Annotated in this window: 24 protein-coding genes and 2 pseudogenes; 12 read left to right on the forward strand and 14 right to left on the reverse strand. The window is 62.4% G+C overall.

Annotated features, from left to right (window positions below):
- Positions 1-30: 30 nt before the first annotated feature.
- Both ATY76_RS31515 and ATY76_RS31520 read left to right on the forward strand, forming a co-directional pair.
- Positions 31-1,407: a PepSY domain-containing protein gene (locus tag ATY76_RS31515; RefSeq protein ID WP_088678548.1), complete on the forward strand. Its 1,377-nt coding sequence runs from the start codon at positions 31-33 to the stop codon at positions 1,405-1,407.
- Positions 1,408-1,420: 13 nt separating this feature from the next.
- Positions 1,421-1,865: pseudogene (locus ATY76_RS31520) on the forward strand (copper uptake system-associated protein).
- A gap of 3 nt (positions 1,866-1,868) precedes the next feature.
- On the opposite strand, the gene ATY76_RS31525 reads toward ATY76_RS31520, so the two are convergent.
- From ATY76_RS31525 to ATY76_RS31535, 3 genes are read right to left on the reverse strand one after another with little or no spacing between them, the layout of a single operon-like run.
- Positions 1,869-2,750: a patatin-like phospholipase family protein gene (locus tag ATY76_RS31525; protein ID WP_088678549.1), complete on the reverse strand. Its 882-nt coding sequence runs from the start codon at positions 2,748-2,750 to the stop codon at positions 1,869-1,871.
- A gap of 15 nt (positions 2,751-2,765) precedes the next feature.
- On the reverse strand, positions 2,766-3,326 hold the full coding sequence (gene rsmD, locus ATY76_RS31530; protein WP_088678550.1) for a 16S rRNA (guanine(966)-N(2))-methyltransferase RsmD: 561 nt from the start codon (positions 3,324-3,326) through the stop codon (positions 2,766-2,768).
- The gene (locus ATY76_RS31535) at positions 3,307-5,316 is read right to left on the reverse strand and encodes a pseudouridine synthase (protein ID WP_088678551.1); all 2,010 of its coding nucleotides are present in this window, start codon (positions 5,314-5,316) and stop codon (positions 3,307-3,309) included. The genes rsmD and ATY76_RS31535 overlap by 20 nt, the downstream gene beginning before the upstream one ends.
- Positions 5,317-5,388: 72 nt before the next feature.
- On the opposite strand from ATY76_RS31535, the gene ATY76_RS31540 reads away from it, so the two are divergent.
- Positions 5,389-5,844 (forward strand): nucleoside deaminase, encoded by a 456-nt coding sequence (locus ATY76_RS31540; protein ID WP_280950958.1) that lies wholly within the window; start codon positions 5,389-5,391, stop codon positions 5,842-5,844.
- 63 nt (positions 5,845-5,907) lie between these two features.
- Here the strand turns inward: ATY76_RS31540 and ATY76_RS31545 are convergent, their stop codons facing one another.
- The 4 genes from ATY76_RS31545 to ATY76_RS31565 form a co-directional block, all read right to left on the reverse strand.
- A complete protein-coding gene (locus tag ATY76_RS31545; RefSeq protein ID WP_088678552.1) occupies positions 5,908-6,537 on the reverse strand; it encodes a hypothetical protein in 630 nt (209 codons plus the stop codon).
- Positions 6,538-6,668: 131 nt separating this feature from the next.
- Positions 6,669-9,596 (reverse strand): isoleucine--tRNA ligase, encoded by a 2,928-nt coding sequence (gene ileS / locus ATY76_RS31550; protein WP_088678553.1) that lies wholly within the window; start codon positions 9,594-9,596, stop codon positions 6,669-6,671.
- Between the two features lie 288 nt (positions 9,597-9,884).
- Complete coding sequence (locus ATY76_RS31560) at positions 9,885-10,868, reverse strand: bifunctional riboflavin kinase/FAD synthetase (RefSeq protein ID WP_088678616.1); 984 nt, start codon at positions 10,866-10,868, stop codon at positions 9,885-9,887.
- 14 nt (positions 10,869-10,882) lie between these two features.
- Complete coding sequence (locus tag ATY76_RS31565) at positions 10,883-11,731, reverse strand: TIGR01459 family HAD-type hydrolase (protein ID WP_088678554.1); 849 nt, start codon at positions 11,729-11,731, stop codon at positions 10,883-10,885.
- A gap of 283 nt (positions 11,732-12,014) precedes the next feature.
- Here ATY76_RS31565 and groES point away from each other — a divergent pair, with 283 nt between their 5' ends.
- From groES to ATY76_RS31580, 3 genes are all read left to right on the forward strand, one after another.
- Entirely contained in the window at positions 12,015-12,311 is a 297-nt protein-coding gene (gene groES, locus ATY76_RS31570; protein ID WP_004675403.1) for a co-chaperone GroES, read from the forward strand.
- A 72-nt stretch (positions 12,312-12,383) separates the two neighbouring features.
- Complete coding sequence (gene groL / locus ATY76_RS31575; protein ID WP_038687103.1) at positions 12,384-14,021, forward strand: chaperonin GroEL; 1,638 nt, start codon at positions 12,384-12,386, stop codon at positions 14,019-14,021.
- Positions 14,022-14,649: 628 nt separating this feature from the next.
- A complete protein-coding gene (locus ATY76_RS31580) occupies positions 14,650-15,096 on the forward strand; it encodes a hypothetical protein (protein ID WP_088678555.1) in 447 nt (148 codons plus the stop codon).
- Positions 15,097-15,291: 195 nt separating this feature from the next.
- Here the strand turns inward: ATY76_RS31580 and ATY76_RS31585 are convergent, their stop codons facing one another.
- Positions 15,292-16,002: a glutathione binding-like protein gene (locus ATY76_RS31585; protein WP_088678556.1), complete on the reverse strand. Its 711-nt coding sequence runs from the start codon at positions 16,000-16,002 to the stop codon at positions 15,292-15,294.
- A 203-nt stretch (positions 16,003-16,205) separates the two neighbouring features.
- Between ATY76_RS31585 and ATY76_RS31590 the strand changes: the two genes are divergently transcribed.
- Positions 16,206-16,619, forward strand: coding sequence for a DoxX family protein (locus ATY76_RS31590; protein ID WP_088678557.1), 414 nt, complete (start codon positions 16,206-16,208; stop codon positions 16,617-16,619).
- A gap of 80 nt (positions 16,620-16,699) precedes the next feature.
- On the opposite strand, the gene hisG is transcribed toward ATY76_RS31590, so the two are convergent.
- The 3 genes from hisG to hisS form a co-directional block, all read right to left on the reverse strand.
- Positions 16,700-17,395 (reverse strand): ATP phosphoribosyltransferase, encoded by a 696-nt coding sequence (gene hisG / locus ATY76_RS31595; RefSeq protein WP_088678617.1) that lies wholly within the window; start codon positions 17,393-17,395, stop codon positions 16,700-16,702.
- Entirely contained in the window at positions 17,392-18,513 is a 1,122-nt protein-coding gene (locus ATY76_RS31600) for an ATP phosphoribosyltransferase regulatory subunit (protein ID WP_088678618.1), read from the reverse strand. The genes hisG and ATY76_RS31600 overlap by 4 nt, the downstream gene beginning before the upstream one ends.
- Positions 18,514-18,744: 231 nt before the next feature.
- Positions 18,745-20,283 carry a histidine--tRNA ligase gene (hisS, locus tag ATY76_RS31610; RefSeq protein ID WP_088678558.1) on the reverse strand — a complete coding sequence of 513 codons (1,539 nt, stop codon included), beginning with the start codon at positions 20,281-20,283 and terminating at the stop codon, positions 18,745-18,747.
- Between the two features lie 137 nt (positions 20,284-20,420).
- Here hisS and ATY76_RS31615 point away from each other — a divergent pair, with 137 nt between their 5' ends.
- The 3 genes and pseudogenes from ATY76_RS31615 to ATY76_RS31625 form a co-directional block, all read left to right on the forward strand.
- Positions 20,421-21,176 carry a hypothetical protein gene (locus ATY76_RS31615; protein ID WP_088678559.1) on the forward strand — a complete coding sequence of 252 codons (756 nt, stop codon included), beginning with the start codon at positions 20,421-20,423 and terminating at the stop codon, positions 21,174-21,176.
- Positions 21,177-21,235: 59 nt separating this feature from the next.
- Positions 21,236-21,604: a hypothetical protein gene (locus ATY76_RS31620; RefSeq protein WP_088678619.1), complete on the forward strand. Its 369-nt coding sequence runs from the start codon at positions 21,236-21,238 to the stop codon at positions 21,602-21,604.
- 74 nt (positions 21,605-21,678) lie between these two features.
- Positions 21,679-22,035: pseudogene (locus ATY76_RS31625) on the forward strand (DUF305 domain-containing protein); the annotation flags it as partial.
- A gap of 62 nt (positions 22,036-22,097) precedes the next feature.
- Here ATY76_RS31625 and ATY76_RS31630 read toward each other — a convergent pair.
- Positions 22,098-23,147: an aldo/keto reductase gene (locus ATY76_RS31630; RefSeq protein ID WP_088678560.1), complete on the reverse strand. Its 1,050-nt coding sequence runs from the start codon at positions 23,145-23,147 to the stop codon at positions 22,098-22,100.
- Between the two features lie 234 nt (positions 23,148-23,381).
- On the opposite strand from ATY76_RS31630, the gene ATY76_RS31640 reads away from it, so the two are divergent.
- A complete protein-coding gene (locus tag ATY76_RS31640; RefSeq protein WP_088678562.1) occupies positions 23,382-24,086 on the forward strand; it encodes an HAD family hydrolase in 705 nt (234 codons plus the stop codon).
- A 17-nt stretch (positions 24,087-24,103) separates the two neighbouring features.
- On the opposite strand, the gene ATY76_RS31645 is transcribed toward ATY76_RS31640, so the two are convergent.
- Together ATY76_RS31645 and ATY76_RS31650 are read right to left on the reverse strand one after the other, a co-directional pair.
- Positions 24,104-24,607, reverse strand: a complete 504-nt coding sequence (locus tag ATY76_RS31645; RefSeq protein WP_088678563.1) for a hypothetical protein — start codon at positions 24,605-24,607, stop codon at positions 24,104-24,106.
- On the reverse strand, positions 24,604-25,233 hold the full coding sequence (locus tag ATY76_RS31650; protein WP_088678620.1) for a DNA-3-methyladenine glycosylase I: 630 nt from the start codon (positions 25,231-25,233) through the stop codon (positions 24,604-24,606). Before ATY76_RS31650 ends, ATY76_RS31645 begins: the two co-directional genes overlap by 4 nt.
- A gap of 226 nt (positions 25,234-25,459) precedes the next feature.
- Between ATY76_RS31650 and ATY76_RS31655 the strand changes: the two genes are divergently transcribed.
- The gene (locus ATY76_RS31655) at positions 25,460-26,206 is read left to right on the forward strand and encodes a L,D-transpeptidase (protein WP_088678564.1); all 747 of its coding nucleotides are present in this window, start codon (positions 25,460-25,462) and stop codon (positions 26,204-26,206) included.
- Positions 26,207-26,416: the final 210 nt, after the last annotated feature.

The raw sequence follows: 26,416 nt of genomic DNA on the forward strand, positions 1-26,416 counted from the left end.
GCCATCGGCCGTGGATACGGATCCATTCTCATGTCGACCATTCCTGCTACCGAAGCGGTGGAGGGCGCCATCGATGGCGTTTCGCTCTATCGCGCCATCTGGCGCTGGCATTTCTTTGCCGGGCTTCTCGTCATCCCCTTCATGCTCAACCTGGCGATCACAGGATCGCTCTATCTCTTCAAGGATGAGATCAACAGCACCTTCTTCGGCTACCGTTACGTCGTCCAGCCGGCCGGCAAGGCGCTCCCGGCCGAGCGGATCGCAGCGATCGCCGCATCTGCGGTGCCGGGCTCCATCGTAACCTCCTACAAGGATCCGGCCCTGCCGGAACGATCGGCCATCGTCACCGTCGCCTCCCGCGAGGCCGGCGCGACGCTGGTCTTCGTCAACCCCTATGATGGAAAGGTGCTCGACGCGGTCGGATCGACCAACGAGTTCAACTATGTCGTCAAGCGCATCCACAGCCTCGCCTATTTCGGCCGCGGGACGAACCTGCTGACCGAAATTGCCGGCGGCTTCGCCATGGTGCTCGTCGTCACCGGCATTTATCTCTGGTGGCCGCGACGCCAGACGGGCGGCGTCATCACCGTGCGGGGAACGCCGAGCCGCCGCGTTTTCTGGCGCGACATGCACGCGGTGACCGGCGCTTTTGCAGGTGTGCTGATCTTCTTCCTGGCGATTACAGGCATGCCCTGGTCGGGCTATTGGGGAGCCAATGCCAATGCCTGGCTGACCGAGCAGGGCCTCGGCTACCCCGTTCAGCTCTGGGACGACGTGCCGAAGTCGCGCAAAGTAACCGAGGATATTCTCCCGAAGAGCGGCTGGATCATCGAGAAGGCGCCCGTCCCGCTTTCCGATATCGCCGCGGCGCAGTCAGCCAAGCCGATCGGCCTCGACAGAGCGGTGGAGATCGCCAGGCGGCTCGGCATGACGCCGGGCTTCGAAGTGGCGATTCCTTCCGACGAAACGGGCGTCTATACCGCTTCCGTCTATCCCGACGATCTCTCCGGCGAACGCACCGTCCATATCGATCAGTACTCCGGTAAACCGTTGATCGATATCGGCTTCGGTCAATATCCCTTCCTTGGCCAAGCGATCGAGTGGGGCATCAATGTTCACCAGGGACAGGAATGGGGGCTTTTCAACCAGCTGCTGATGCTTGCAACCTGCCTCGCCATCATCCTGAGCTGCGTGACCGCCGTCGCCATGTGGTGGAAGAGGCGCCCGTCCGGCCGCCTCGGCGTGCCGCCCATGCCGCCAAGGCGCTCGGTCTATTCCGGCCTGTGGGTGATCGTCGTCATCTTTTCCCTCGCTTTTCCGATGAGCGGGCTCGCCATTCTCGCGATGATCGCCTTCGACCAGATCGTCGTTCGGTTCGTGCCGCCCTTGAAACGCGTTTTCGCTTGAGGGAGGCCATCAGATGAAGACGATCATCGCCATTCTTGCCATCGTGCTGCTCGCATCCATCGCATCTGCAGAGGACGATCCTCAGCAGGCGATCGTTGCAACGCTGAAGACAATGTTCGAAAGGCCGGAGAAGCCCCTCGCCGGTCGTCGTTGAGGCCGATTGGGCGATCGCCGGCTGGCGACAGGATGGGCGCGGCGGGCGCGTCCTGATGAAAAGGACGCATCATGGCTGGAGCGCCTATCTCTGCAGCGGCGACAGCCTCAGGGAGGCCGGGACGCTGGAGAAGCTCGGGCTTTCGGCGAATGACGCCGCCGGGCTGGCGGCCGGACTGAAGGAGGCCGAGGCAAGCCTTGATTCTTCCGCGCTTGCGCTCTTCTCGAGCTTCGAAGGCACTGTCATGCTGATGGACGAGGCATCGAAGGGCGCAGGCGGCGGCCATGAGGGCCATGCCCCGTAAGAACTAGCGTTTCAAGCGCGCTTCGATCTCGCGGTCGAGGGCGAATTTTAAATCGTCCTTGACCCCGACGGACATGGCGAGCACTTCGCGCGCTTTGAGAAAATCCATGACGCCGGTGCGCCCGACCGTCGGGCGCAGGAAGATGTGCGGCTGGCGCAGCTTCAGCTTCAGCGTGATCGCCGTCTGCATCATCAGCTGGCCGGAGCCGAAGATGCTTTCCATGCGGTTCGGAATATGGGTGCCGTCGCCTTCGGGTGCGCCGACGACATCGATCCCGACGACGATGTCGGCGAGATCCATCAGGCATTCATAGGGCACCGGATTGCTGATGCCGCCGTCGATCATCACCCGGCCGTGCAAGCGCACCGGCATGAAGACGGCGGGAATGGCGGAAGAGGCAGCGAGCGCCGGGAACAATTCGCCGCCTTCGACGATGACTTCGTGCTGGCCGTAATAATCGGTGGTGATCACCTTCATCGGGACGAGTAGATCCCCGAAACGCGCCGGCAGCTCGGAGGGCAGGAAGGCCTTGAGGATCCGTTCCAGGTTGAACTGGCCGATGCGGATCCCTTTCGCCACCGCATCACGCACGGTCGCCGGCCTCAGGCCCCAGATGCGGCTGACGACGGCCGTCTTGTTGCCGACGGTGGCCAGCGCATGTTCGCGGATTTCCGCGCCGGACATGCCGGCGGCCATGCCGGCCCCCATAATCGACCCGATCGACGAACCTGCAATCGCCACGGGGCGGATGCCGAGCTCATCAAGCGTTTCGATGATATGGATATGGGAAAGTCCACGCGCGCCGCCGCCGCCGAAGGCAACCGCGACCGTTGGAAGATCGCTGATCGCAGGCAGTTTCGGACTGATGATCTCTGCCTGCTGCACGCCCCGCGCTCCCACCTATTGCGGCTGATACCGGAAAAAATGCACCCTCGTATCGCCAAAGATGCGGCTTTCGAGGAAAACATAGGAAGGGTGGACGGAAACGACAACGTCGGCGCGCTCTTCGAGCACGGCGATCGCGCCCACCCGCAGCCAGCCGCCCTCGGCCGCCGCCGCCATCGCCTTCTCACCGAGACCCTTGCCATAGGGAGGATCGGCAAAGAGCACGTCGAAAGGTTCGAGATTGCCGACGCTACCGAGATCGGTCGCATCGCGGCGCAGGATGCGCGTGCGGCCGTGCAGGCCGAGCGCGTCGATGTTTTCCCAAAGCAGCGCCCTGCCCTCGACGCTGTTTTCGACGAAGAGCGCATGACGACAGCCGCGCGAGACCGCTTCGAGGCCGACAGCGCCGGTTCCGGCGAAAAGGTCGAGGATCCGGGTGCCGTCGACGCACTCCGGATAGGCATGGCTCAATATATTGAACAGGCTCTCGCGCGTCCGGTCGGCAGTCGGCCGGATATCGTTGGATTTTGGCACGGCGAGAGGCCGTCCGCGAAACTCACCGCCGACGATCCGCACCGCGCGTCATTCCCTTTCCTCTAGCACCACCTCTGGACGGGCCGCCTGATGGCCTGTCGCCGCCCGGCTTGGCGCCCTTCGGCTTGCCGGAAAATTTCTTCGGCCCGCCCGGCTTGGCCGCAAAGCTCTTGCCGCGCGGCTTGTCATCCGAAGGCTTGTCGCGGAACGATCCCTCGCCACGCGGACGCTCGGAGCGGCCCTCGCCGGCGAAGCTTCTGGCTGCCCGCGGACGCTCATCACCGTCTTCGCGCGGCCGGCGATCACCGCGCGGCTTGTCGCCGAAGGGCCGATCCCCACGTGAAGGACGGTCACCGAAAGGCCGGTCGCCGCGCGGACGCTCCGAACGGGCCTCACCGGTGGAGGCTCTGGCAGCACGCGGACGCTCGTCGCCATCCGTACGCGGCTTGCGATCACCGCGCGGCTTGTCGCCGAAGGGGCGGTCGCCACGCGAAGGACGATCGCCGAAAGGCCGGTCGCCGCGCGGACGCTCCGGACGGCCTTCGCCGGCAGAGTTTCTGGCACGCGGACGTTCGTCACCTGCTTCGCGCGGACGGCGGTCGCCGCGCGCCGGGCGGTCGCCAAAACCGCGCTCTTCGCGGCCCGGACGATCCCCGAACGGACGCTTGCGGCCGCGGCCTTCGCCTTCATCCTTGCGATTGGGCTGCTCGCTCGAGCGGATCCATTCGCCGTCCTCCTCGCGCACGCGATTGATCTGGGTGCGCGGGCGATCCTCGATGTGGTGGGAACCGGTACTCTTTGCCGGCGCCTGTTCGCCGCGCCGGCGCGCGGTCTGCTCATTCTTGGCGGCTTTCGCGGCCGCCTTTTCGCCGAGCGGCCGGGCGCCCGGCGCCATCCAGACATTGGCGCTGCGGCGCTGGCCGAGCGGCTCGGAGCGCTTCGGCTTCTCATCATCCCGGCGGCCACCGTCGCGGCGATCGTCATCGCGGCGCCCGCCACCGCGGCGGTCGTCCCGCTTGGTGTCAAGGCGGCTCAGCGCCCTTTCGCGCTTGTCTTCGTCGCGGCGCGGCCGCTCACGCTTCTCGGGTGCAACGGCCTCGGCCTCTTCCTCCGCGGCGACAGCCGGGGCGTTATAGATCGGCGCGTCGAAATTCGCCTTGGCTTCCTCGATCAGGCGCGGGCCGAGCTGGTCGCGTAGCGTGCGGCCGCGCACTTCGATGACATGGCCTTCCGGCAAATCGCCGAGTTGGAACGGCCCATAGGAAATGCGGATCAGGCGGTTGACGTCGAGGCCAAGCGCGCCGAGCACGTTCTTGATTTCGCGGTTCTTGCCTTCGCGAAGGCCCATGGTGATCCAGACGTTCGAGCCCTGGGTGCGGTCGAGCGTCGCCTCGATCGATCCGTAGAGCACGCCGTCGACGGCGATGCCATCCTTCAGCTTGTCGAGCGCTTCCTGATCGATCTCGCCATGGGCGCGGACACGGTAGCGCCTCAGCCAGCCGGTCGCCGGCAGCTCCAGCGCGCGGGCGAGGCCGCCATCATTGGTCAACAGCAGCAGGCCTTCGGTATTGATGTCGAGGCGGCCGATCGACATGACACGCGGCAGCTCTTCCGGCAGGTTGTCGAACACGGTCGGGCGGCCTTCCGGATCGGCATTGGTGGTCACCAGCCCGGCCGGCTTGTGATAGAGCCAGAGCCTGGTGCGCTCGATGCCGCGGATCGGCACGCCGTCCACTTCGATCCGGTCAGCGAGCGTGACGTTGACGACGGGCGTGTCGAGAACCGTGCCGTTCAGCGTCACACGGCCTTCCATGATCATGCGCTCGATGTCGCGGCGGGAGGCGACGCCGGCGCGCGCCATCACCTTGGAGATGCGCTCGGCCTTGGCCTCGCCATCGGCTTCGGCCGCGATCGAGCGCGCGGCGGCAGTCTTTGCCGGCTTCGCGCCACCCGTCTTGGGAGCGGCTTTCGGCCTGTCATCCCGTGAAAAGGGCTTTGCGCCCGGGCGTTTTGGCTTGTCTTTGGATGTCATTTGTTGTTTGCCTGCCTTTTGGGCCTGTCTATCAGGTCACGCATCTGCGGTTAAGTGGAAATTGTCGCGATCATGAAGACAAATCGTTTCATGGAGATGGCGCTTGAGGAAGCGCGCGCGGCCGGCGAGCGCGGTGAGGTGCCGATCGGCGCCGTCGTGGTGGTCGACGATATCGCCGTTTCACACGCCGGAAACCGTACGCGCGAGCTGAAAGACGTCACCGCGCACGCCGAGATCGTCGCGATCCGGCTCGCCTGCGAAGCCCTCGGACAGGAACGCCTTGTCGGCGCAGATCTCTATGTGACGCTGGAGCCTTGCACCATGTGCGCGGCAGCCATCTCGTTTGCGCGTATCCGCAGGCTCTATTACGGCGCCGAAGATCCAAAAGGCGGGGCTGTCGATAATGGCGTGCGATTCTATGCACAGCCGACCTGCCATCATGTTCCGGAGGTCTATTCCGGCTTCAACGAGATTCAGTCGGCCGAAATCTTGCGGACATTCTTTTCGCAACGGAGAGAGACGCCGTAGCCCCGGGGCGCCATCGTCTTCTCCCGAGGCCTGAATGGAGGCGGCGCCTAAGCGCCGCACAAGTTACTGCAGGAAGTTCCACCACTGCTTGCCGGAGTTGGCGATCGCCGCGTCCTTCTTGCGCTTCTTCTGCTTCTTGAGCTCGGGCTCGCCGACATCGTCGAGCTTCGCCGGGTCGTCGACGGTGCGATAGCCGGGCGGCGGATCGGAGATCGAGCGGCGCTGATCGACATAGGAACCCTTCTGCAGGGCGCGGGCTTCGCGATAGGCCTGGGTCTGGGCTTCCGTCGTGCGGCGACCGCCTTCGATCGCCGAGCTGGCGAGCGGCGAGCGATAGTTCGGATTGTCGGAGTTTGCGTCGGCTTCTCCAACCAGGCGAGCGCGGGTTTCCTCCGGCGATTCAAGCCACTGCGGATTGTCCTTGTTGGCGATCGTCTGCTGCGGCGCCACGAGAGTCTCTCTCTGGCCCTCGGCCGGCATCACCAGCGTCGGACGCGGGGAATATTTGACGCCCTTGTTCTTCGGGCCTGGTCCGGTCAGCGACACGGACTGGCCGAGGTCGTCGGTCAGCTGCTCCATGGCGGTCTTGTCGGTGCCGTAGGTCGGGCTGCTGGCGCAACTGGACACCAAGGAGCATCCCGCCACGACAACAGACAGGCAGGCGCCCATACGGAACCAATGCGTTGCGAACATGAAAACCCTTCCAGCCACCGGTGCAATCGTTGCCCAACCGGACAACCGTCCCCCTGACGCAAAAATCCGGCCATTTTCAGGCAGCTTTTACCGGATGAACGCCATAAAGGCAATTCACCCGGCAAATATCTTCAGGCGCAGATACCGAGTTCGCGCAATGCCGCAGCGTCACGCGCCGAGACGTCGGGATATTCCGGATCGGAGCCTACATCGGTGGTGATGCGCCAGGACCGGGCGCATTTCACACCTTCGGCAAGCTTGGGAACGACCGCGACGTCAGGCACTTCGGACAGGCGGAAGGCTTCGGCCGGGCCGGCATCCGCCGCCACCGTGATGCCCGAAGTGATGCAGACTTCGCTGAAATCCTGCCCTTCGAGCGCCTTGCGCAGGCCCGCATCGGCGATATACACGACCGGAGCAGCTTCCAGCGAAGAGCCGATGCGCTTGTCCTTGCGCTCGATTTCGAGCGCGCCGGTCACGACGCTGCGGATCGCGCGGATCTTTTTCCACTTGTCGGCCAGCGCATCGTTGCGCCATTCCTCGGCAACCGGGGCAAACTGCTCCAGGTGCACCGAGACGGCCGAAGGATTGCGCGAAAGCCATGCCTCTTCGGTCGTGAAGGGCAGCATCGGCGCAAGCCAGGTCACCATGCAATCGAAGATCATGCGGATGACATAGAGCGCCGAGCGGCGGCGAAGGCTCGACGGCGCATCGCAGTAAAGCGCATCCTTGCGGATATCGAAGTAGAAGGCCGAAAGCTCGACATTGGCGAAGTCGATGAGAGCGCGGGCGATCTTCTTGAAGTCGAAGGCGTCGTAGTTTTCGCGCACGAGCTGATCGAGCTCGGAGAGACGGTGCAGCATCAGCTGCTCCAGCTCGGGCAGATCGGTGAGCGCGATGACTTCGCCCTTGTCGTGCGCCAGCGTGCCGAGCATCCAGCGGATGGTGTTGCGCAGCTTGCGATAGGCATCGACATTGGTCTGGATGATCGTCTTGCCGACGCGCAGGTCGTCCGCATAGTCAGACGTCATGACCCAGAGGCGCAGGATGTCGGCGCCGGCATCCTTCATCACTTCCTGCGGCGAGGTGACGTTGCCCTTCGACTTCGACATCTTCTCGCCCTTCTCGTCCATGGTGAAGCCATGGGTGAGAACAGTATCGTAAGGCGCGCGGCCACGGGTCGCAGCCGATTCCAGCAGCGACGAATGGAACCAGCCGCGATGCTGGTCGGAGCCTTCGAGATAGAGATCGGCCGGCCATTTCAGGTCGGGGCGGTCTTCCAGCGTGAAGGTATGCGTCGAGCCCGAGTCGAACCAGACGTCGAGGATATCCATGACCTGCGACCAATTGGCCGGATCATGCTCGTTGCCGAGGAACCGCTCCTTGGCGCCTTTGGCAAACCAGGCATCGGCGCCTTCGGCGTCGAAAGCATCGAGGATGCGCTGGTTGACGGCATCATCCTGCAGCACGGCGCCCTGCTCGTCGACGAAGACGCAGATCGGCACGCCCCAGGCGCGCTGACGTGAGAGAACCCAGTCCGGGCGCTGTTCGATCATGGCGCGCAGACGGTTCTGGCCGGCAGCCGGCACGAAGCGGGTATCGTCGATCGCTTTCAGGGCGCGGGTGCGCAGCGTCGTTCCGTCCGCAAGCGTCTTGTCCATATAGACGAACCACTGCGGCGTGTTGCGGAAGATCACCGGCTTCTTGGAGCGCCAGGAATGCGGATACTGATGCTTCAAGCGGCCCCGGGCAAAGAGCGCGTTAAGCTCGATCAGCGCCTTGATGACGCGATCATTGGCATCGCCCTTCTTGCCGTTGTCGTCGATGACGCGTGCGCCTTCCAGGCCGGGGGCGTCAGCGGTGTAGAAGCCGCCGTCATCGACCGGGAACGGGATCTTGGTCTCGATGCCGCGCGCCGCGATCTCACGGGCATGCGCCATCCAGACATCAAAGTCTTCGCGGCCATGGCTCGGCGCCGTGTGAACGAAGCCCGTACCGGCATCGTCGGTGACGTGGTCGCCGTCGAGCAGCGGCACGGCGAATTCGTAGCCGCCGCCGACACCCTTGAGCGGATGGGCGCAGGTGATGCCGGCGAGATCGGCAGCGGTGACGTCAGCAAGGCGCTTGTACTGCAGCTTTGCCTTGGCGAAGGATTCTTCGGCGAGCTTGTCGGCGAAGATCAACTTTTCACCCGGACGCGGGCCAAAATCGTTCTCGGCAGCCGTGACTTCGTAAAGGCCGTAGGCAACGCGCGAGGAATAGGCGATCGCCCGGTTACCGGGGATCGTCCAGGGCGTGGTCGTCCAGATGACGACAGATGCATCCAACAAACGAAACTTCGCTTCCGCGCCATCACGCACGACGAATTTCACCGGGAATTTCACCCAGATCGTGTCGCTCTCATAATCATGGTACTCGACTTCGGCTTCCGCGAGCGCTGTGCGCTCCACGACCGACCACATGATCGGCTTGGAGCCACGATAGAGCTGGCCCGATTTGGCGATCTTCAAGAGTTCGCCGGCGATGCGGCTTTCCGCATGGAAGTTCATCGTCAGATACGGGTTTTCGAAATCGCCGATGATGCCGAGGCGCTGGAATTCGCCGCCCTGGATGGCGATCCACTTTTCAGCATAGGCGCGGCATTCGCGGCGGAACTCGATCATCGCCGACGGCTCGGTCAGGTCAGGCTTGGCCTTGCCCTTGGCGCGATAGTTTTCTTCCTCGATCTTCCATTCGATCGGCAGGCCGTGGCAGTCCCAGCCCGGAACGTAGTTGGAGTCGTAACCGCGCATCTGGAAGGAGCGGGTGATGACGTCCTTGAGGATCTTGTTCAGCGCGTGGCCGATATGGATGTTGCCGTTGGCATAGGGCGGGCCGTCGTGCAGGACGAATTTTTCGCGGCCGGCGGCGGAAGCGCGCAGCTTCTTGTAAAGATCCATCTGCTGCCAGCGGGCAACGAGTTCCGGCTCCTTCTGCGGCAGGCCGGCGCGCATCGGGAAATCGGTTTCAGGCAGATAGAGGGTCTTCGAGTAATCGATCTTTTCGGCTGTTTCGGTCATGTGTGACAATCGTTTCTGGCGGCCCAGGAAGGGGCGCAACGGACGTGAAAATAGGTGGCGGCGGAAGCGCCTGCTCGCAAGCGCCGAAAACCCGGACCTCCCGGCCGCTTAGCGCGCGCGGAAGGCCGGGCCGATAATTCGCATCGTGATCGCCAGCCGAAGTTTCGTCATAGCGCCGGTTCATAGGCGTTTTTGCCGGGAAAAGGAAGAGAAGAAATCGCCGCATTCGATCCCAAGGCGGGCCGAGTTCTTACTGATGCCTGAGATAATCCTCTGCCTGATGTCGTCTCAGGAAAAGCAGAGCTTCCGGTCGAGTTCACCGAGCGGCACGACGCCCGCCAGCAGCGCCCTCGCCTCTTCCTCATCGCGCTTGATCTGGGCGACGAGCGGATCGAGGCCGTCGAATTTCAGTTCGGGTCTCAAATAACCGAAGAAGGAGACCGAGCAGAGCTGGCCGTAGAGATCGCCGCTGAAGTCGAAGAGATAGGTTTCGAGCAGCGGGGCGCCGTTTTCCGTCACCGTCGGGCGGCGGCCGTAGCTGGCGACGGCATCGTAGAGCGTTCCGTCCTGGCGGCGGAAGCGGACGGCATAGATGCCGGGGGCGAGTTCGACCTCGGGCGGCAGGCGCATGTTGGCCGTGGGGAAACCGAGCTGGCGGCCGAGTTTTTCTCCGTCGATCACTTCGGCTTCGACAGTATAGCGATAGCCGAGCATGCCGGCGACTTCGCTGACATTGCCGTCCGTCAGAAGTGCGCGGATATGGCTCGACGAGACGACATCGGCGTTTTCGTCGCGGAAGGCATCGATCAGCGTGACGCCGAAGCCATAGGTCTGGCCGGCATTCATCAGGAAAGCCGGACCGCCCTCGCGGCCGCGGCCGAAATGGAAATCGAAGCCGGTGACGACTTCGGAGGCGCCGAGCCAGTCCTTCAGGATCGAATGAATGAAATCGTCTGGCGAGCGCTGCGAGAATTCATAGTCGAAGGGATATTCGATGACCGCGTTGAAACCGAGCGTCTCCAGAATGCGGGCTTTCAGCGGCGCGGGCGTCAGGCGGAAGACCGGCGCCTGCGGCCGGAAGACCGTGCGCGGATGCGGCTCGAAGGTCAGCACCAGAGCGGGAATGCCACGCGCCCTGGAGATTTCCAATGCGCGATTCAGCACCGACTGGTGGCCGCGGTGGACACCATCGAAATTGCCGATGGCAATCACTCCGCCTCTGAGATGGGCGGGTAGAGGTTCCCGGGTTTCATTGCGGTGGAAGACGGTCATCGGCTGGCTTCTCTTCATGCAAGGCGCGGCATCCACCATTTCGGCGCCGCCTTTTCCCGTTCGAGATAGGCATTGAGGATCGCCTCGTCGGTTTCGCCGTTCAAGGTGTATTCCTTGGCGTGGATACCGCCGCTGATGTAGAGAAGGTCGAGGCCAAAATTCAAGGCGCCGCGCACATCGGTCGGCATGCCGTCGCCGATCGCGAGCACGCGCTCGGTGGGGAAATCGCCGCGCAGCTCACGGGCAGCCGCCAGCGTCGCCTCGTAGATCGGCCGGTGCGGCTTGCCGGCGATGCGGGTCTTGCCGCCAAGCTGCTCGTAATAGGCGGCCATGGCGCCGGCGCAGGGAATGATGCGGTGGCCGCGCTCGACGACGAGATCGGGATTGGCGCAGATCATCGGCACTTCGCGCGCCTGAAAATCCAGAAGCATGTCGGTGTAATCCTCGGGCTTCTCGGTCTCGTCGTCGAAAAAGCCGGTGCAGACCAGCGATCGCGCCTCGCCCGCCGGCACCCGCTCGACGCCGATGCCTTCGAGAAGCGCCTTGTCGCGCTCGGGGCCGAGCAGGAAGACCGTCTTCGGCCCTTCCGAAATCAGCCCGCGCGTGACGTCGCCCGAGGTGACGATCCTGTCATAGGCGCTGTCGGGCACGCCGATATGGCGCAACTGCTCGACGACCTGCCAGGAAAGGCGCGGCGAATTGGTGATCAGCACGACGGCAAGGCCGCTCTCGCGGGCGGCCTGAAGGGCCGCGGCGGCCTTAGGGAACGGATCGACGCCGTTGTGAACGACGCCCCAGACATCACAGAGCACCACATCATAGCGATCCGTGATCTCGGAGAAGTTTTCTATCCGCCTGGCCATTTCAATTTCCCGATTTGCTTCAGCATCGGTGACATTGCAAAGGCGCAAGGCGATGGCAAGGCATTTTCTTCGCCATTCTGCAACGGGCCGGGTTTCGGCGGCAATCTCCGCAATTCTCCGGCCTCTTCACAATTCCGGCACAAAAATTCGTGATTGCTCTCATTGACTCCTCTTGGAGCCATCCCTAAATGCTCGTCGCTAGCACTCACCGCAAGGGAGTGCTAACATCTATCCATGTGGGCCACTCCGGTCCGCGAATGTCATTCGATCGAGGGATTAGACAATGGCAAGCACCAATTTCCGTCCGCTTCACGACCGCGTCGTTGTTCGTCGCGTCGAGTCCGAAGAGAAGACCAAGGGCGGCATCATCATTCCCGACACCGCCAAGGAAAAGCCGCAGGAAGGCGAAATCGTCGCCGTCGGTTCCGGCGCTCGTGACGAGTCCGGCAAGGTCGTGGCTCTCGACGTCAAGGCTGGCGACCGCGTCCTGTTCGGCAAGTGGTCCGGCACCGAAGTCAAGATCAACGGCGAAGACCTTCTGATCATGAAGGAAGCCGACATCATGGGCATCATCGGCTGATTGGCCGATCCGCTTTCCCGAAATGGCTGACGGGCTTTTTGCCCGAACAAATCGAATTCAGGAGTCACAAACATGGCAGCTAAAGAAATCAAGTTTGGCCGCACCGCGCGCGAAAAGATGCTGCGCGGCGTCGACATTCTCGCCGATGCGGTCAAGGTCACGCTCGGCCCGAAGGGCCGTAACGTCATCATCGACAAGTCCTTCGGCGCGCCGCGCATCACCAAGGACGGCGTTTCGGTCGCCAAGGAAATCGAACTCGAAGACAAGTTCGAGAACATGGGCGCCCAGATGGTCCGCGAAGTTGCTTCGAAGACCAACGACATCGCCGGCGACGGCACCACGACTGCAACCGTTCTTGCCCAGGCGATCGTTCGCGAAGGCGCCAAGGCCGTTGCCGCCGGCATGAACCCGATGGACCTGAAGCGCGGCATCGATCTCGCCGTCGCCGAAGTCGTCAAGGATCTCCAGGCCAAGGCCAAGAAGATCAACACCTCGGAAGAAGTCGCTCAGGTCGGCACGATCTCCGCGAACGGCGAGCGCCAGGTCGGTCTCGACATCGCTGAAGCCATGCAGAAGGTTGGCAACGAAGGCGTCATCACGGTTGAAGAAGCCAAGACCGCCGAAACCGAGCTCGAAGTCGTCGAAGGCATGCAGTTCGACCGCGGCTACCTCAGCCCCTACTTCGTCACCAACCCGGAAAAGATGGTCGCCGACCTCGAGGACGTCTTCATTCTCCTCCACGAGAAGAAGCTCTCGAACCTGCAGTCGATGCTCCCGGTTCTCGAAGCCGTCGTCCAGACCGGCAAGCCGCTCCTCATCATCGCTGAAGACGTCGAAGGCGAAGCTCTTGCAACGCTCGTCGTCAACAAGCTGCGCGGCGGCCTGAAGATCGCTGCCGTCAAGGCTCCTGGCTTCGGCGACCGCCGCAAGGCCATGCTGGAAGACATCGCCATCCTGACGGGCGGCACCGTGATCTCCGAAGACCTCGGCATCAAGCTCGAGAGCGTTACGCTCGACATGCTCGGCCGCGCCAAGAAGGTTTCGATCTCCAAGGAAAACACCACGATCGTCGACGGTTCGGGCGCCAAGTCCGACATCGAAGGCCGTGTTGCCCAGATCAAGGCCCAGATCGAAGAGACCACCTCCGACTACGACCGCGAGAAGCTGCAGGAACGTCTTGCCAAGCTCGCTGGCGGCGTCGCCGTCATCCGCGTCGGCGGCTCGACGGAAGTCGAAGTGAAGGAAAAGAAGGACCGCATCGACGACGCCCTCAACGCGACGCGCGCTGCCGTTCAGGAAGGCATCGTACCGGGCGGCGGCGTTGCCCTGCTGCGTTCCTCCGTCAAGATCACCTCCAAGGGTATTAACGACGACCAGGAAGCCGGCGTCAACATCGTTCGCCGCGCTCTGCAGGCTCCGGCCCGCCAGATCGCTGAGAACGCAGGCGACGAAGCCTCGATCGTTGTCGGCAAGATCCTCGACAAGGATCAGGACAACTGGGGCTACAACGCCCAGACCGGCGAATATGGCGACATGATCGGCATGGGCATCATCGACCCGGTCAAGGTCGTTCGCACCGCCCTGCAGGATGCCGCTTCCGTTGCATCGCTGCTGATCACCACCGAAGCCATGATCGCCGAGCTGCCGAAGAAGGACGCTCCGGCTATGCCGGGCGGCATGGGCGGCATGGGTGGAATGGACATGATGTGATAGGCGAAAGCCATCGCTGATATCCATTCCGGCACATCCGGAATAGGAAGGGCGGCCTTCGGGCCGCCCTTTTCTTTTGCGCCTCATTCCCATGTTCAGGCGATTCGATCCGTTGCGCACCATTTTATGGCGCGAGCTGCCTTTTCTGTCCGGCAAGCTTTCGTGGAGCTTGCGGCGCTGTGTATTTCTCCCGCCGCGGAAATAAGCAGGGGAATGCCCTGTTGCGGCGGGTTTTCGGGTCTGGAAGAGTGTGGAAACGTTTTCAAAGCGCTCAAAGCGGCGTTTTTGGCGCTGTCGCTGGGACGGCAAATCGGAGCTGAGGCAATTAGACAAGCGTCGCCGATCCGAACACCCCTTAAAAAGCCGTTGCCGTTTGTGCAAAAGCCCCTATAAATCCGCGCTGCAATTGACGTGCGCCCGGCGATAATTTTTCGCCAATAGACGAGGCCGGAGCGCAAAAGGCGATACGAGAAGGTTCGGCTTTCGAAGGCTCCGTTTCCGGAGAGCTTCTGACTGTGGCAACGATCGCCGGATGAAGCGCGGGCATCATGCCCGCTGCTGCGTGATTCTGTTTCTTTGTGTTTGCCGAGCGTGCGGCGGAGGAGCCGCATCCGAACTGGGGAACGCCTTGTTTAAGATCGCCAAAGCCAATACAGCCATGCCCCTGATGCCCGGCTCGCTGAACGACAACAATCGCAATCACGAAATGCTGGCGCAGTTTTCCGTTTCCGAAGCCTGGGCCGGAGATTTTTCGACCGGCGTAATCCGTCTCGGTGAATGGAGTTCGATGCTGCACGGTCTCTCCGCACCGGAATGCGGGCTTTTGAACCTCATCCGCTGCTACGACACGAAGGATCGCAGCCACGTGCTGGAACTGTTCGAGCAGGCGGCGACGCGCTGCTCCTCCTTCTGCTTTTCGACGACGATCATCATGCCGAACGGCTTCCGCCAGCCGCTCTTCTGCATGGGCGAGTCGAACGGCCTCGAGGAGAAATACAGCGGCAGCATGGCCGGCGTCTTCATCTTCCCGCGCTTCAAGCTCGAAGGCGCAAACCAGATCACGAGTTGGCGATAGAAGCGGGCGGGTGAAATAACGGTCTTCGCTGAAAGCGGTCCGGCTGCTAAAAAACCGGTCAACTCCTCTTTCGTCATACTCGGGCTTGTCCCGAGTATCTGCCTGGGCTCAATAGGGCAGCATATCCTCGGCGCAAGGCCAAGGGCTGTCACGCAGTTGAGGCCGCTTCCGAGAGCGGCCTTTGCGCAGGGATCGCTACTCCGGCTTGACGGGAATATTGAGCCCCCTGGCGCTCGCCGGACGGGCGATGCAGCGCTCCAGCCAATCCGAGACGGCGGGGAATTTCGCATATTCGAGAACCTCGCGGCCGCCATAGAAGATATCGGCACCGCGAACCCAAGTGAAAGTGGTGATGTCGGCGATCGTATACTGACCGCCCATGATCCACTGGCGGTCCTTCAGCCGGCCTTCGAGCACGCCGAGCAGGCGTTTGGATTCATCGCGATAGCGCTCCACCGGATAAGAATTATTCGCGACCTTGTCGGCGGCGAATTTGTAGAAATGCCCAAACTGGCCGAGCATCGGGCCGATGCCCGCCATCTGGAAAAACACCCACTGAATGCATTCGTAGCGGCCGGCCGCATCCTCAGGGATGAGCTTGCCGGTCTTTTCCGCGAGATAAAGCAGGATGGCGCCGGATTCGAAAAGGCCGATCGGCTTTCCCCCCGGCCCGTTCGGATCGATGATTGCCGGAATGCGGCCGTTCGGATTGAGGGATTCAAATTCCGGCGATTTCTGTTCGTTGGCGGCGAAGGAAATATAATGCGGCTCATAGGCGAGGCCGAGCTCTTCGAGGGCGACGGACACTTTCACCCCGTTCGGCGTCTGCAGCGAATAGAGCTGGATGATGTCGGAATTTTTCGCCGGCCAGCGGCTCGTGATCGGAAATGCGGACAAATCTGCCATAGGAGACTCCATGTTGGGTGCCGACCATAGGAGACGAGGCTCTGGAAAAGCAAGCGAGGGCGTCGTTTCATATTATTGAACGAAGTGTCCCCTTCCGTCTATCTTTGCACAACCAAAGAAAAAGGCGAGATAGGGATATCAGAGATCCACAGCGTGCCCGGGGGCACTAAGATCTCCATAGCCATTCAACGGAGACACCATCCATGTCGAACGCCTTCATCCTGATCGCCCGCATTCTTCTGTCTTTCATGTTCATCCTTTCCGGTTTCATGAAGCTAACCGATCCCGCCGGTACTGCGGGCATGATCGCCGGCGCCGGCCTGCCGGCAGCAACCCTGTTGGCCTATGTCGCAGGCCTTTTCGAACTGCTCGCCGGCCTTGCGGTTCTTACTGGCTTCCAGGTCCGCATCGCCGGCTGGCTGCTCGCCGCATTCTGTGTCTTCACGGGCGTTGCCTTCCACCTGCCCTACGCAAGCGGCACGGAACTCGTGAATATTCTCAACCAGATCATGGTCATGAAGAACATCACGCTTGCCGGCGCGTACATATTGCTCGCCACCGTCGGTGCCGGTGCCTATTCGATTGATGCCCGCCGCGGCGCCTATGCGGCTGCCTGATCCAGCAGACGTCCTCCCAGACATGCAGAACCCGCCGTCATTGAATGACGGCGGGTTTTTTTATGCATTGATGGCCGAAATCAGAGAGCGGCGCGCACCGCTTCGATAATCGCCTGCACGACGGGTTCGCCGGCATGGGTTTCCCTGCGGGCACGCACGAGGCAGGCCTGCGAGTGCAGGATGACGCCATCCTGAAGCACCTTCAGGTGGTTGGCGCGCAACGTCGAGCCGGTTGAGGTGATATCGACGATGATATCGGCGGAACCGGAAGCGGGAGCGCCTTCGGTGGCGCCGAGGCTTTCGACGATGCGATAAAGCTGGATGCCGTGCTGGCTCGAGAAGAACTGCTGGGTCAGGCGCCAGTATTTGGTGGCGATGGCAAGACGCCTGGAGTGGCGGGCGCGGAAATCGGCGGCGACGTCGCCGAGATCGGCCATGGTCTCGACGTCAAGCCAGATCTCCGGCACGGCGACGACGACATCGGCATGGCCGAAGCCGAGGCGGGCGCAGAATTCGACGCGCTTGTCGACCTCGGCAAAACCTTCCCGCATCAGATCCTCGCCGGTGACGCCGAAATCGACGGTGCCGTTGCCGAGTTCGCGGGAAATCTCGGAAGCCGACAGGAAGGCGACCTCGACATCGTCCCAGCCTTCGACGCGGCCGCGATAGGAGCGGTCGTTGCCGACGGCCGTTATCGGCATGCCGGCCCGCTCGAAGATCGCCGAAGCGTCGTCTTTCATCCGGCCCTTGGAGGGAAGCGCAATGGTGATGGTCATGCGGCTGCTCTTTCGGTTTCGATACGGTCGAGCCAGAAGGAGAAGCCGACCGCCGGAATGCGGTCCGTGGCGCCGAGGAAGGTCAGGAGCTTGTCGAAGCGTCCGCCGCCGGCCAGAACCGCGGCCGATCCCTCCACCGTCACCTCGAAGACGAGACCGGTATAATAATCGAGCGGACGCCCGAAGGCGGCGCGGTATCCAATGCCGGAAAGATCGACACCGGCATTGGCAAGGGCGGCGACCCGGCCGTTGAAGCGGGAGAGCGCATTGCCGAGTTTCAGCCCGGCCGCATCGGCGAAACCGGCCAGTGCCGCGGACGCATTGACGAGCGGTACATCGAGCGACAGGAATTCTTCCAGCACATGGAAGGCGGCATCGTCGAGGCGCGTTTCGGACAGGATGAGCTTTTCCTTGAGCCTGCGGGCGATCTCCAGCGGCGAGCGGCTGGCATTGGTCGAATAACCCGTCGCCTGCATTTCCTGCTCGATATGGGCGACCAGCGCCTGCTCGTCGCCTGATGCGACAAGCTTGGCGATATCGTCGTCGAGGCCGGTGACGAATTGCGGACTGACGAGACCGGCCAGCAGCGCCTCCAGCTGTGTCATGTTGCCGAAGGCGTGGATCAGCCGCTTCTGCCAGCCGAGCGGCAGGCCGAGCGCCTGGACGACCGCCTCGAACACCGCCTGGTCGCCAAGCGTCACCGACAGGCGTCGGCCGGGCAGCAGGCGCGCAAGAATGGCGGTGGCGTCGCCGATGGCGCGGGCGTCGGCGCTCGGTATGTTGATGTCGCCGAGATCCTCGATGCCGGCCTGATAGAATTCGTTGGCGCCGTCGCGGCGCTGGCGGAAGACCTCGCCGAGATAGGCATAACGCTTCGGCGTGCCGGTCGCGGTCTCGATGTGGCGCAGACAGACGGGGATGGTGAATTCCGGACGCAGGCAGAGGCTGGCACCGGTTTCGCTCTCGGTCATGAAGATGCGCCGGCGCAAATCCTCGCCGGCGATATCGAGGAAAGGCTCGGCCGGCTGAATGACCGGCGTATCGATGCGCTCGGCGTTGCGGGCGTCGAATTCGGCCAGAAGGTCGGTGGCGAACTCGGGGAGATTGATCAGGGGCATGCCGCGCTCCGAATAGTAGGCGAAGAGCTTGTCGGAACGCACCCCCCTCTGCCTTGCCAGGCATCTCCCCCACAGGGGGGGAGATCGGCAAGACGCGCGGGCCTCCCGAAATATTGAGCGTGCGCCAAATGGTTTCGGCCATCTAAGGCGTCTGGTAGGAGCAAGAGGCCTCTCCTAGCCGATCTCCCCCCTTGTGGGGGAGATGCCCGGCAGGGCAGAGGGGGGTATGCCTCAGACATCGCCGCCAGCCCTCTTGCGATCCTCCGCCTGTGCGGCAAGGATCTCTTTCACTTTGGCGACGAGGTCGGATTCCGGCACGGTCTCTTGCGCCACGCGGGCTTCGCGCCAGCTGGCATTATCCTCGATTTCGCCGGAGAGCCGCTTGCCCTCGATCAGGTCCTTGATCTGCACGACACCGGTTGCGCGCTCGTCGCCGCCCTGGATGATGGCGACGGGGCAGCCGCGGCGGTCGGCATATTTCAGCTGGTTGCCGAACTTCTTCCAGTTGCCCTGGAACATCTCGGCGCGGATGCCGGCGGCGCGCAACTGCTGCGTCATCTTCTGATAACGGCCCATCGCCTCGACATCACCGTCCATGACGGTCACCAGCACCGGCTCGATCACTTCGCTGGCGCCGAGCTTACCGAGGTTCTTCAGCGCCGTCATCAGCCTGGAAACGCCGATCGAAAAGCCGGTCGCGGGGACCGGCTGGCCCATGAAGCGGGAGACGAGGCCGTCGTAACGGCCGCCGCCGCCGACCGAACCGAAGACGACCTTCTCGCCCTTCTCATTGGTGACGTCGAAGAGAAGCTCGGCCTCGTAAACGGGCCCGGTGTAATATTCGAGGCCACGGACGACAGAGGGATCGATCTTGATGCGGTCGGACTGATAACCTGCAGCCGTTACCAGATGATGGATTGTATCGAGTTCGGAGAAGCCCTGATTGTAGACGCTATTTTCTTTCAGCGCCTGATTAATCTCGTCTGCTCTCGAGGACTTTCCACCTTCCAAGTAAGGCTGCCGTAGCACTACCGCGATTAGGAATTCCACAGCTACGGGGTCAAGTCCTGCCCCTTTAGTGAAGTCACCGGATTCATCCTTACGGCCTTCGCCTAACAGCAAGCGAACGCCTTCCGGACCGAACTTGTCGAGCTTGTCGATGGCGCGCAGCACGTTCAGCCGCTGGCCGGCCTTGTCGTCGCCGCCGAGGCCGATCGCCTCCAGCACGCCGTCCAGGACCTTGCGGTTGTTGACGCGGATGACATAGTCGCCGCGCTTGATGCCGAGGGCCTCCAGCGTATCGGCCATCATCATGCACATTTCGGCATCGGCCTGGACACCCGGCGCGCCGACGGTGTCGGCATCGAACTGCATGAACTGGCGGAAGCGGCCGGGGCCTGGCTTCTCGTTACGGAAGACGTAGCCGGCGCGATAGGTGCGGTAGGGAAGCTGGATCTCGTTGAAATTCTCGGCGACATGACGGGCGAGCGGCGCCGTCAAGTCGTAGCGCAGCGACATCCATTGCTCATCGTCGTCCTGCAGCGAGAAGACGCCCTCGTTCGGCCGGTCGCTGTCGGGCAGGAACTTGCCGAGCGCATCGGTATATTCGAACAGCGGTGTTTCCACAGGATCGAAGCCGTAATGCTCATAGACTTCCCGGATCTTAGCCGTCATCTCGTTGACGGCGCGGATATCGCTCGCCGCACGGTCGACGAAGCCGCGCGGCAGGCGGGCCTTGAGCTTTTGCGGTTTCTTCTGCTTGTCGTTCATTTCCGGGAATTCCGCTGACTGTGACAGTGGCGGTTTCCTAACCGATCGGGCGGGGAGCGGCAAGGGCGAAGGGTCTTGATGTCGCTGCGAGAATCGATTGAACGGGAAGGCATCCATCAGAAGGCGGGATATGCATCATGATCGCTGAAGCGCTTCTCTATGCCGCGACATGGCCGCTCACCGGCAAGCCGCATCGAAAGTTCATCCGTTACTCGGTCAATCTCTGGTCGCGCGCCAGGCGCTGCGCCAGCGATTGGGCCGAACACGAGGAGATGAGCCGGAATGCGATACGTGCGGCGACCGCCGGTCTCAGGCAGAAGCGGACGGCCGTGGTGCTCGGCTCCGGCCTCTTGCGCGACGTGCCGATCGAGGAACTGGCAAGGGACTTCGACACCGTCGTTCTGGTCGATCTCGTTCACCTCGCCTCGGTTCGCCTGTGGCTGTCGGCCAAGGGCTACCGCAATGTCCGGCTGATCGAGCGCGATCTTTCCGGCTACGACGAGCTTGCGGCCGGCAAAGAGCCCGAACCGCTCGGCTTCCTGCGTTCGGTGCCCTATCTCGATCTCGTGGTTTCGGCCAATCTCCTGTCGCAGATCGGCCGCGGCGTGAAACGGCGCTACGAGGCCGCCACCGGCGGGATGCCGGCCGACACCGTGGAACGGCTGATCACCGCGCATCTGGCCGGGCTTTCCGAGCTTGCCTGCCGCCATTGCCTGGTGACCGACATCGCCTATGCCGTCATCGACCGCAATAGCAAAATCCATGAGGAGGCCGACCTGCTGCACGGCATTCTGCCGCCGCCGGCAAAGGCGGCCTGGACATGGCCGGTCGCACCGCTCGGCGAGGAGAGCCGGGATTACCGGATCGAACACAAGGTCATCGCCGCCTGGTGATCGAGATGTGACTGCCGGCCGTCCTTGGCTTGCGGCCGGCATTCGCCTATATGGACGTCATGCGCACGCTCGCTCTCATCACGATGTTTCTCGGCTGGCTGGTCTATAGCGCCATGTCCGCATGGGCAGGCTGTCCGACGTGTGCGTCGATGAATGCGCCGGCCGCGGTCGAAAGCGGCAGCATGCATCATGAAATGGCCGGCATGGATATGCACGAAGGAGCGGGAAAAACCACTCCCGCAAAAGATCCCTGTGCGAGCGGAGACGCCGCGCATATGCCGCTTTGCGCCGCCTGCCTTCTGCTGCCCCCGACGGTGATTGTTATGGCCGACGGAAAACCCGCCTTCGGCTATCCCCCGCCGCCGCTCGTCCGCGCCCTTGACGACAATAGACCCGCTCCGCAGGCGCCTCCTCCCCGACTGGGCTGACAACCGATTTTACACGCAGATCAGGCGGCTTCGACTGCCGACGTATTTATTGTCAGACAGAGGAAGGAACTCTCATGTCTTTGAAAATCATCACGCTTACCGCAATGCTCGCCATCGTTGCCGCCCCGGCCCTTGCCGAAGACATGTCCATGGACATGAGCAAGCCGATGGGCAGCCACAATGCTTCCAGCCACGCTTTCAGCGAGGCGAACGACAGGATGCACAAGGATATGATGATCGAGTATAGCGGCGATGCCGACGTGGACTTCGTTCGCGGAATGGTCCCTCACCATCAGGGCGCGATCGATATGGCCAAGGTCGAGCTTCAATACGGCAAGGATCCCGAAATCCGCAAACTTGCGGAAGCGGTGATCAAGACGCAGGAAGCGGAGATCGCCGAGATGAACGCCTGGCTCAAGGCCCGCGGCAAGCAATCGAACGTTCGTGAAAGGGGAACGCCGGAGATGACCGGCGTTCCCTCACGCAATGCCGTTTACTCCTTCGGCTCGAAGTCCGCCGGCCGGCGGCCGGCGCCCTGCCGCGTCAGCATCCAGCCCGGATATTCGGGCGCAAGCGCGCTCACCTCGTCGAGCCTCTTCAGATCGTCCTCATCGAGCTTCAGCCTAACGGCAGCCAGGTTCTGGTCGAGCTGGTCGACACGCTTGGCGCCGATGATGACCGAGGTGACGAAAGGCTTGGCGAGGATATAGGCGAGCGCGACTGTCGCGACGCCGACGCCGTGCTTTTCGGCAACCTCGCGCATGACCGCGACGCAGGCCCAGGCTTTGTCCTTGTCGACCGGCGGAAAATCGAAATTGGCGCGGCGGCCTTCGCCATTGCCGGGCGCGCCGGGACCATATTTGCCGGACAAGAGACCGCCGGCGAGCGGCGACCAGACCATCAGGCCAAGCTTCTCCTCCTGCATCATCGGTACGATGTCGCGTTCGAGATCGCGTCCGGCGATGGAATAATAGGCCTGCACGCTTTCGAAACGGGCAAAGGCGCGGCGTTCGGACAGGCCGAGCGCCTTGGAAATGCGCCAGGCCTGCCAGTTGGAAACGCCGATATAGCGCACGAGACCGCGGGAAACGAGATCGTCGAAGGCGCGCAGCGTCTCTTCGATCGGCGTGACCGTATCGGTCGCATGGATCTGATAGAGGTCGATATGATCCGTCTGCAGACGCTTCAGGCTCGCCTCGACGGAATCCATGATGTGGCCGCGCGAGGCGCCGCGGTCGTTGGGCTTGTCGCCCATCACGCCATAGACCTTGGTGGCGATGACGACGTCCTTACGCGGTACGTCGAGGTTCTTCAGCGCCTGGCCGAGCAGCCTTTCGGACTCGCCGAAAGAATAGACGTCGGCCGTGTCGATGAAATTGACGCCCGATGCAAGCGAACGCTCGACGATCCGGTCGGCGGCATTCTGGTCGACATCGGCGATGGCGCCCCAGGCACTGCCCTGCTTGGCCTCGCCGAAGGTCATGGTGCCGAGGCAGATTTCCGAGACGAAAAGTCCCGTATTTCCGAGTTGATTGTAACGCATGGTCGAAAAATTCCTTTGTGTCTGCCGCAAGGGGGCTTGCGAACTCAAGAACTTCATTTTTTTAATTATTGGCCTGCGCATGACAGGCACAGCCGTAGCTGGCTGCTGGGTGAGGCAAACTCGATGTAGTGCGGCGGCCGCGCTTTTCAACGCGCGTCCCGCACTGGAGGCAACCGCCCTCGTCTCGACACAGGCGGCCGATAGATTGCCGGCCCTATTTCAAGAGGTGCGCATATGGCGACGCGTCCACTGACCACCATCGGCTTCGATGCCGACGATACGCTTTGGCAGAACGAACAATATTACCGACTGACGGAAGCTCATTTTACCAGCCTACTTGCCGATTTCGCCGAAGGACCGAAGATTTCCGAGCGGCTGCTGGAAGCCGAAAAACGCAACCTTCGTCACTACGGCTTCGGCATCAAAGGCTTCACCCTGTCGATGGTCGAAACGGCGATCGAGATCACCGAGGGCAAGGTCCCCGCGAGCGTCATTGCCAAGATCCTCGATACCGGCCGCGATCTTCTCAACCATCCGGTCGAGACCATGCCGCATGTGCGCGACACGCTGGAGGCGCTTGCCGGCAAATATCTGCTTGTCATGATCACCAAGGGCGATCTCTTCGATCAGGAGCGCAAGCTTGCCCAATCCGGGCTCGGCGATTTCTTCGATGCCGTCGAGATCGTCTCCGACAAGACGGCCGTCACCTACCGCCGCATCTTCGCCAAGGTGGGCGACGGGCCGGAGCGGGCGATGATGGTCGGCAATTCGCTGAAATCGGATATCGTGCCGGCAATCGCCGCCGGCAGCTACGGCGTATTCGTGCCACACGAACTGACCTGGGTGCTGGAGCATGTCGATGAGCCGACGGAGGCACCGCGCTTCCGCAAGATCGGTCATCTCGGCGAATTGCGCGAGCTGATCGACCGGCTTTCGTGACCGGATTCAAACACGCCTCATTGCGGCTTGGGGGGCGCCTTCGGAAAGAGCGACGGCTGCTCCGGTTCGGGCTGTGCTTTCGGCTGCGGGGCAGCAGCCAAGGGCTCGATCAGGACGCTGAAGGGGGCGCCGAGGCCTCGGCGCGGCGAAACCTTGGAATAATAGGGCCGCAGCAGCCAGGTGGTGTTTTCCTTGACCGTCGTCTCGAAGCTCGAGCCGTCCTCATCGGTGCCGAAGAAGGCCTCGTCATCGGGTTTCGACAGGTCGAATATCGCGAGAAAGGCGAACTTGCTCTTGGTGGCAAAGCTGACCTTCACGTGCTGGCCGGCGCGCACCGGCAGCGTATAGACGTGGCTGTTGCCGAATTTCGTCCAGCCCTTCAGCTGCATGGCGACGGCTGGAAACTGCAGTTTTTCCAGCTTCTCGCCGGGCTCGAGCTGCGGCGCCTGCGCCATGGCGGGGGCGGTCACGAAAAACAGGGCAGCGGCGGCGATCATCGTTCTCATGAATGCATCTTTCACGGGCGCACCAGGGCGCTGCGCATCGCCTCCACCTCGGGCCGGCAATAGCAGCCCTCCAGATGATCGTTGACGAGACCCATCGCCTGCATGAAGGCATAAACTGTGGTCGGACCGACAAAGGTCCAGCCGCGTTTCTTCAGATCCTTCGAAATGACCGCCGACGTCGGCGTCGTCGGATTGGCGACGATATGGTCACGGTCGACCACCGCCGGACGCTCGTTGTGGCCTGGCTCGTAGCGCCAGAAATAGCGAGCGAGCGAACCGAATTCGTCCCGAAGTTCGATGGCGCGCCTGGCATTGTTGACGGTGGAGACGATCTTGCCGCGATGGCGGATGATGCCGGCATCGGCAAGGCAGCGGGCCACATCCTCCTCGCCGAATCGCGCGACCTTCTCGAAATCGAAGCCGGCGAAGGCGGCGCGGAAGTTCTCCCGCTTGCGCAGGATGGTCAGCCAGGAAAGGCCGGACTGGAAACCTTCGAGGCATATCTTCTCGAACAGGCGGATATCGTCGGTGACGGGACGGCCCCATTCCTCGTCGTGGTATTTGAGATAATCCGGCAGGTTGGCGTGCCAGTGACAGCGGCTCCTGCCGTCCTCGCCGATGATGATGCCAGTCGCGCTCATGTCCGCTTCGATCTCCGTGGCCGGCTTGGTTTTCCGGCCTGATTCCGGCTTTACCATTTGAAAACCGTCTTTCCAAACCGATCGGTAACCCTGACGAAAAGTTTATCCGGCCGGGCGGCCTTTCATGAATCGATCTTTACCATTCGCTGGCGGAAAGGTGGCAGCGTCTCAGCGGGCGGACATATGCCGCCAGCGCATTTTCGGTCATTTGTAGAGAGTTCGTCCGATGATGAAACACCTTGTCCTTGCCGCAGCCCTCTGCGGCATCTTCTCCACGGCCGCCATTGCAGACGACCGCTACGCCACCCGCCCGCCTGTCGTGCTGAGCCCCGATTTGACCGCGCCGTGGATCAACCAGCTCGGTGGCAGGGTTCGTCCCGTCGTCTACCAGCGGCCGGTCATCCAGCGCCAGCAGCGCGGCCTCTTCCAGCGCCGCGTCCTGCGCCAGGCGCCGCAGGCAGCACCTCAGACCGTATCGGCGATCAGACCCGGCATACCGGCGATCCGCAACCCGATCGAGCCGCAATTCCTGCCGCAGATGGTCGATTACGACACCAAGGAAAACCCCGGCACGATCGTCATCGATACCAACAACCGCTTTCTCTATCTCGTCATGGAAGGCGGCAAGGCCCGGCGCTACGGTGTGGGCGTCGGCAAGCCCGGCTTCGAATGGGCAGGCGTCCACAAGATCACCCGCAAGACGGAATGGCCGGACTGGACGCCGCCTTCCGAGATGATCAGCCGCGAAGCCGCCAAGGGCCATTACCTGCCGGCGCGCATGGACGGCGGTCCGGAAAACCCGCTCGGCGCCCGCGCCATGTATCTCGGCTCGACGCTCTACCGCATCCATGGCACCAACGCGCCCTGGTCGATCGGCAGCGCCGTTTCTTCCGGCTGCATCCGCCTGCGCAACGAGGACGTCGTCGATCTCTACGACCGCGTCAACGTCGGGACCCGCGTCATCGTCATGTAATGGCACACATAATAGCTGGAGCGCTTCCAGCAAAATCGTGCAGTATTTTTCTTGTAAAAACAAAATGATAGAGCGTTTCCGTGTTTTCCCGAAAAACGGAAATGCTCTGGCAAGCCGCAAGAACAGGCGGCTTGCTCTCCCGAATTTGCTTTACCCGGCCGGACCGATCTTGAATCGGACAGAAGTTCATGTAGCTTCAGGCGGATTTGC

It is taken from the genome of Rhizobium sp. R339 (assembly GCF_002211395.1).
Classification (GTDB): domain Bacteria; phylum Pseudomonadota; class Alphaproteobacteria; order Rhizobiales; family Rhizobiaceae; genus Rhizobium.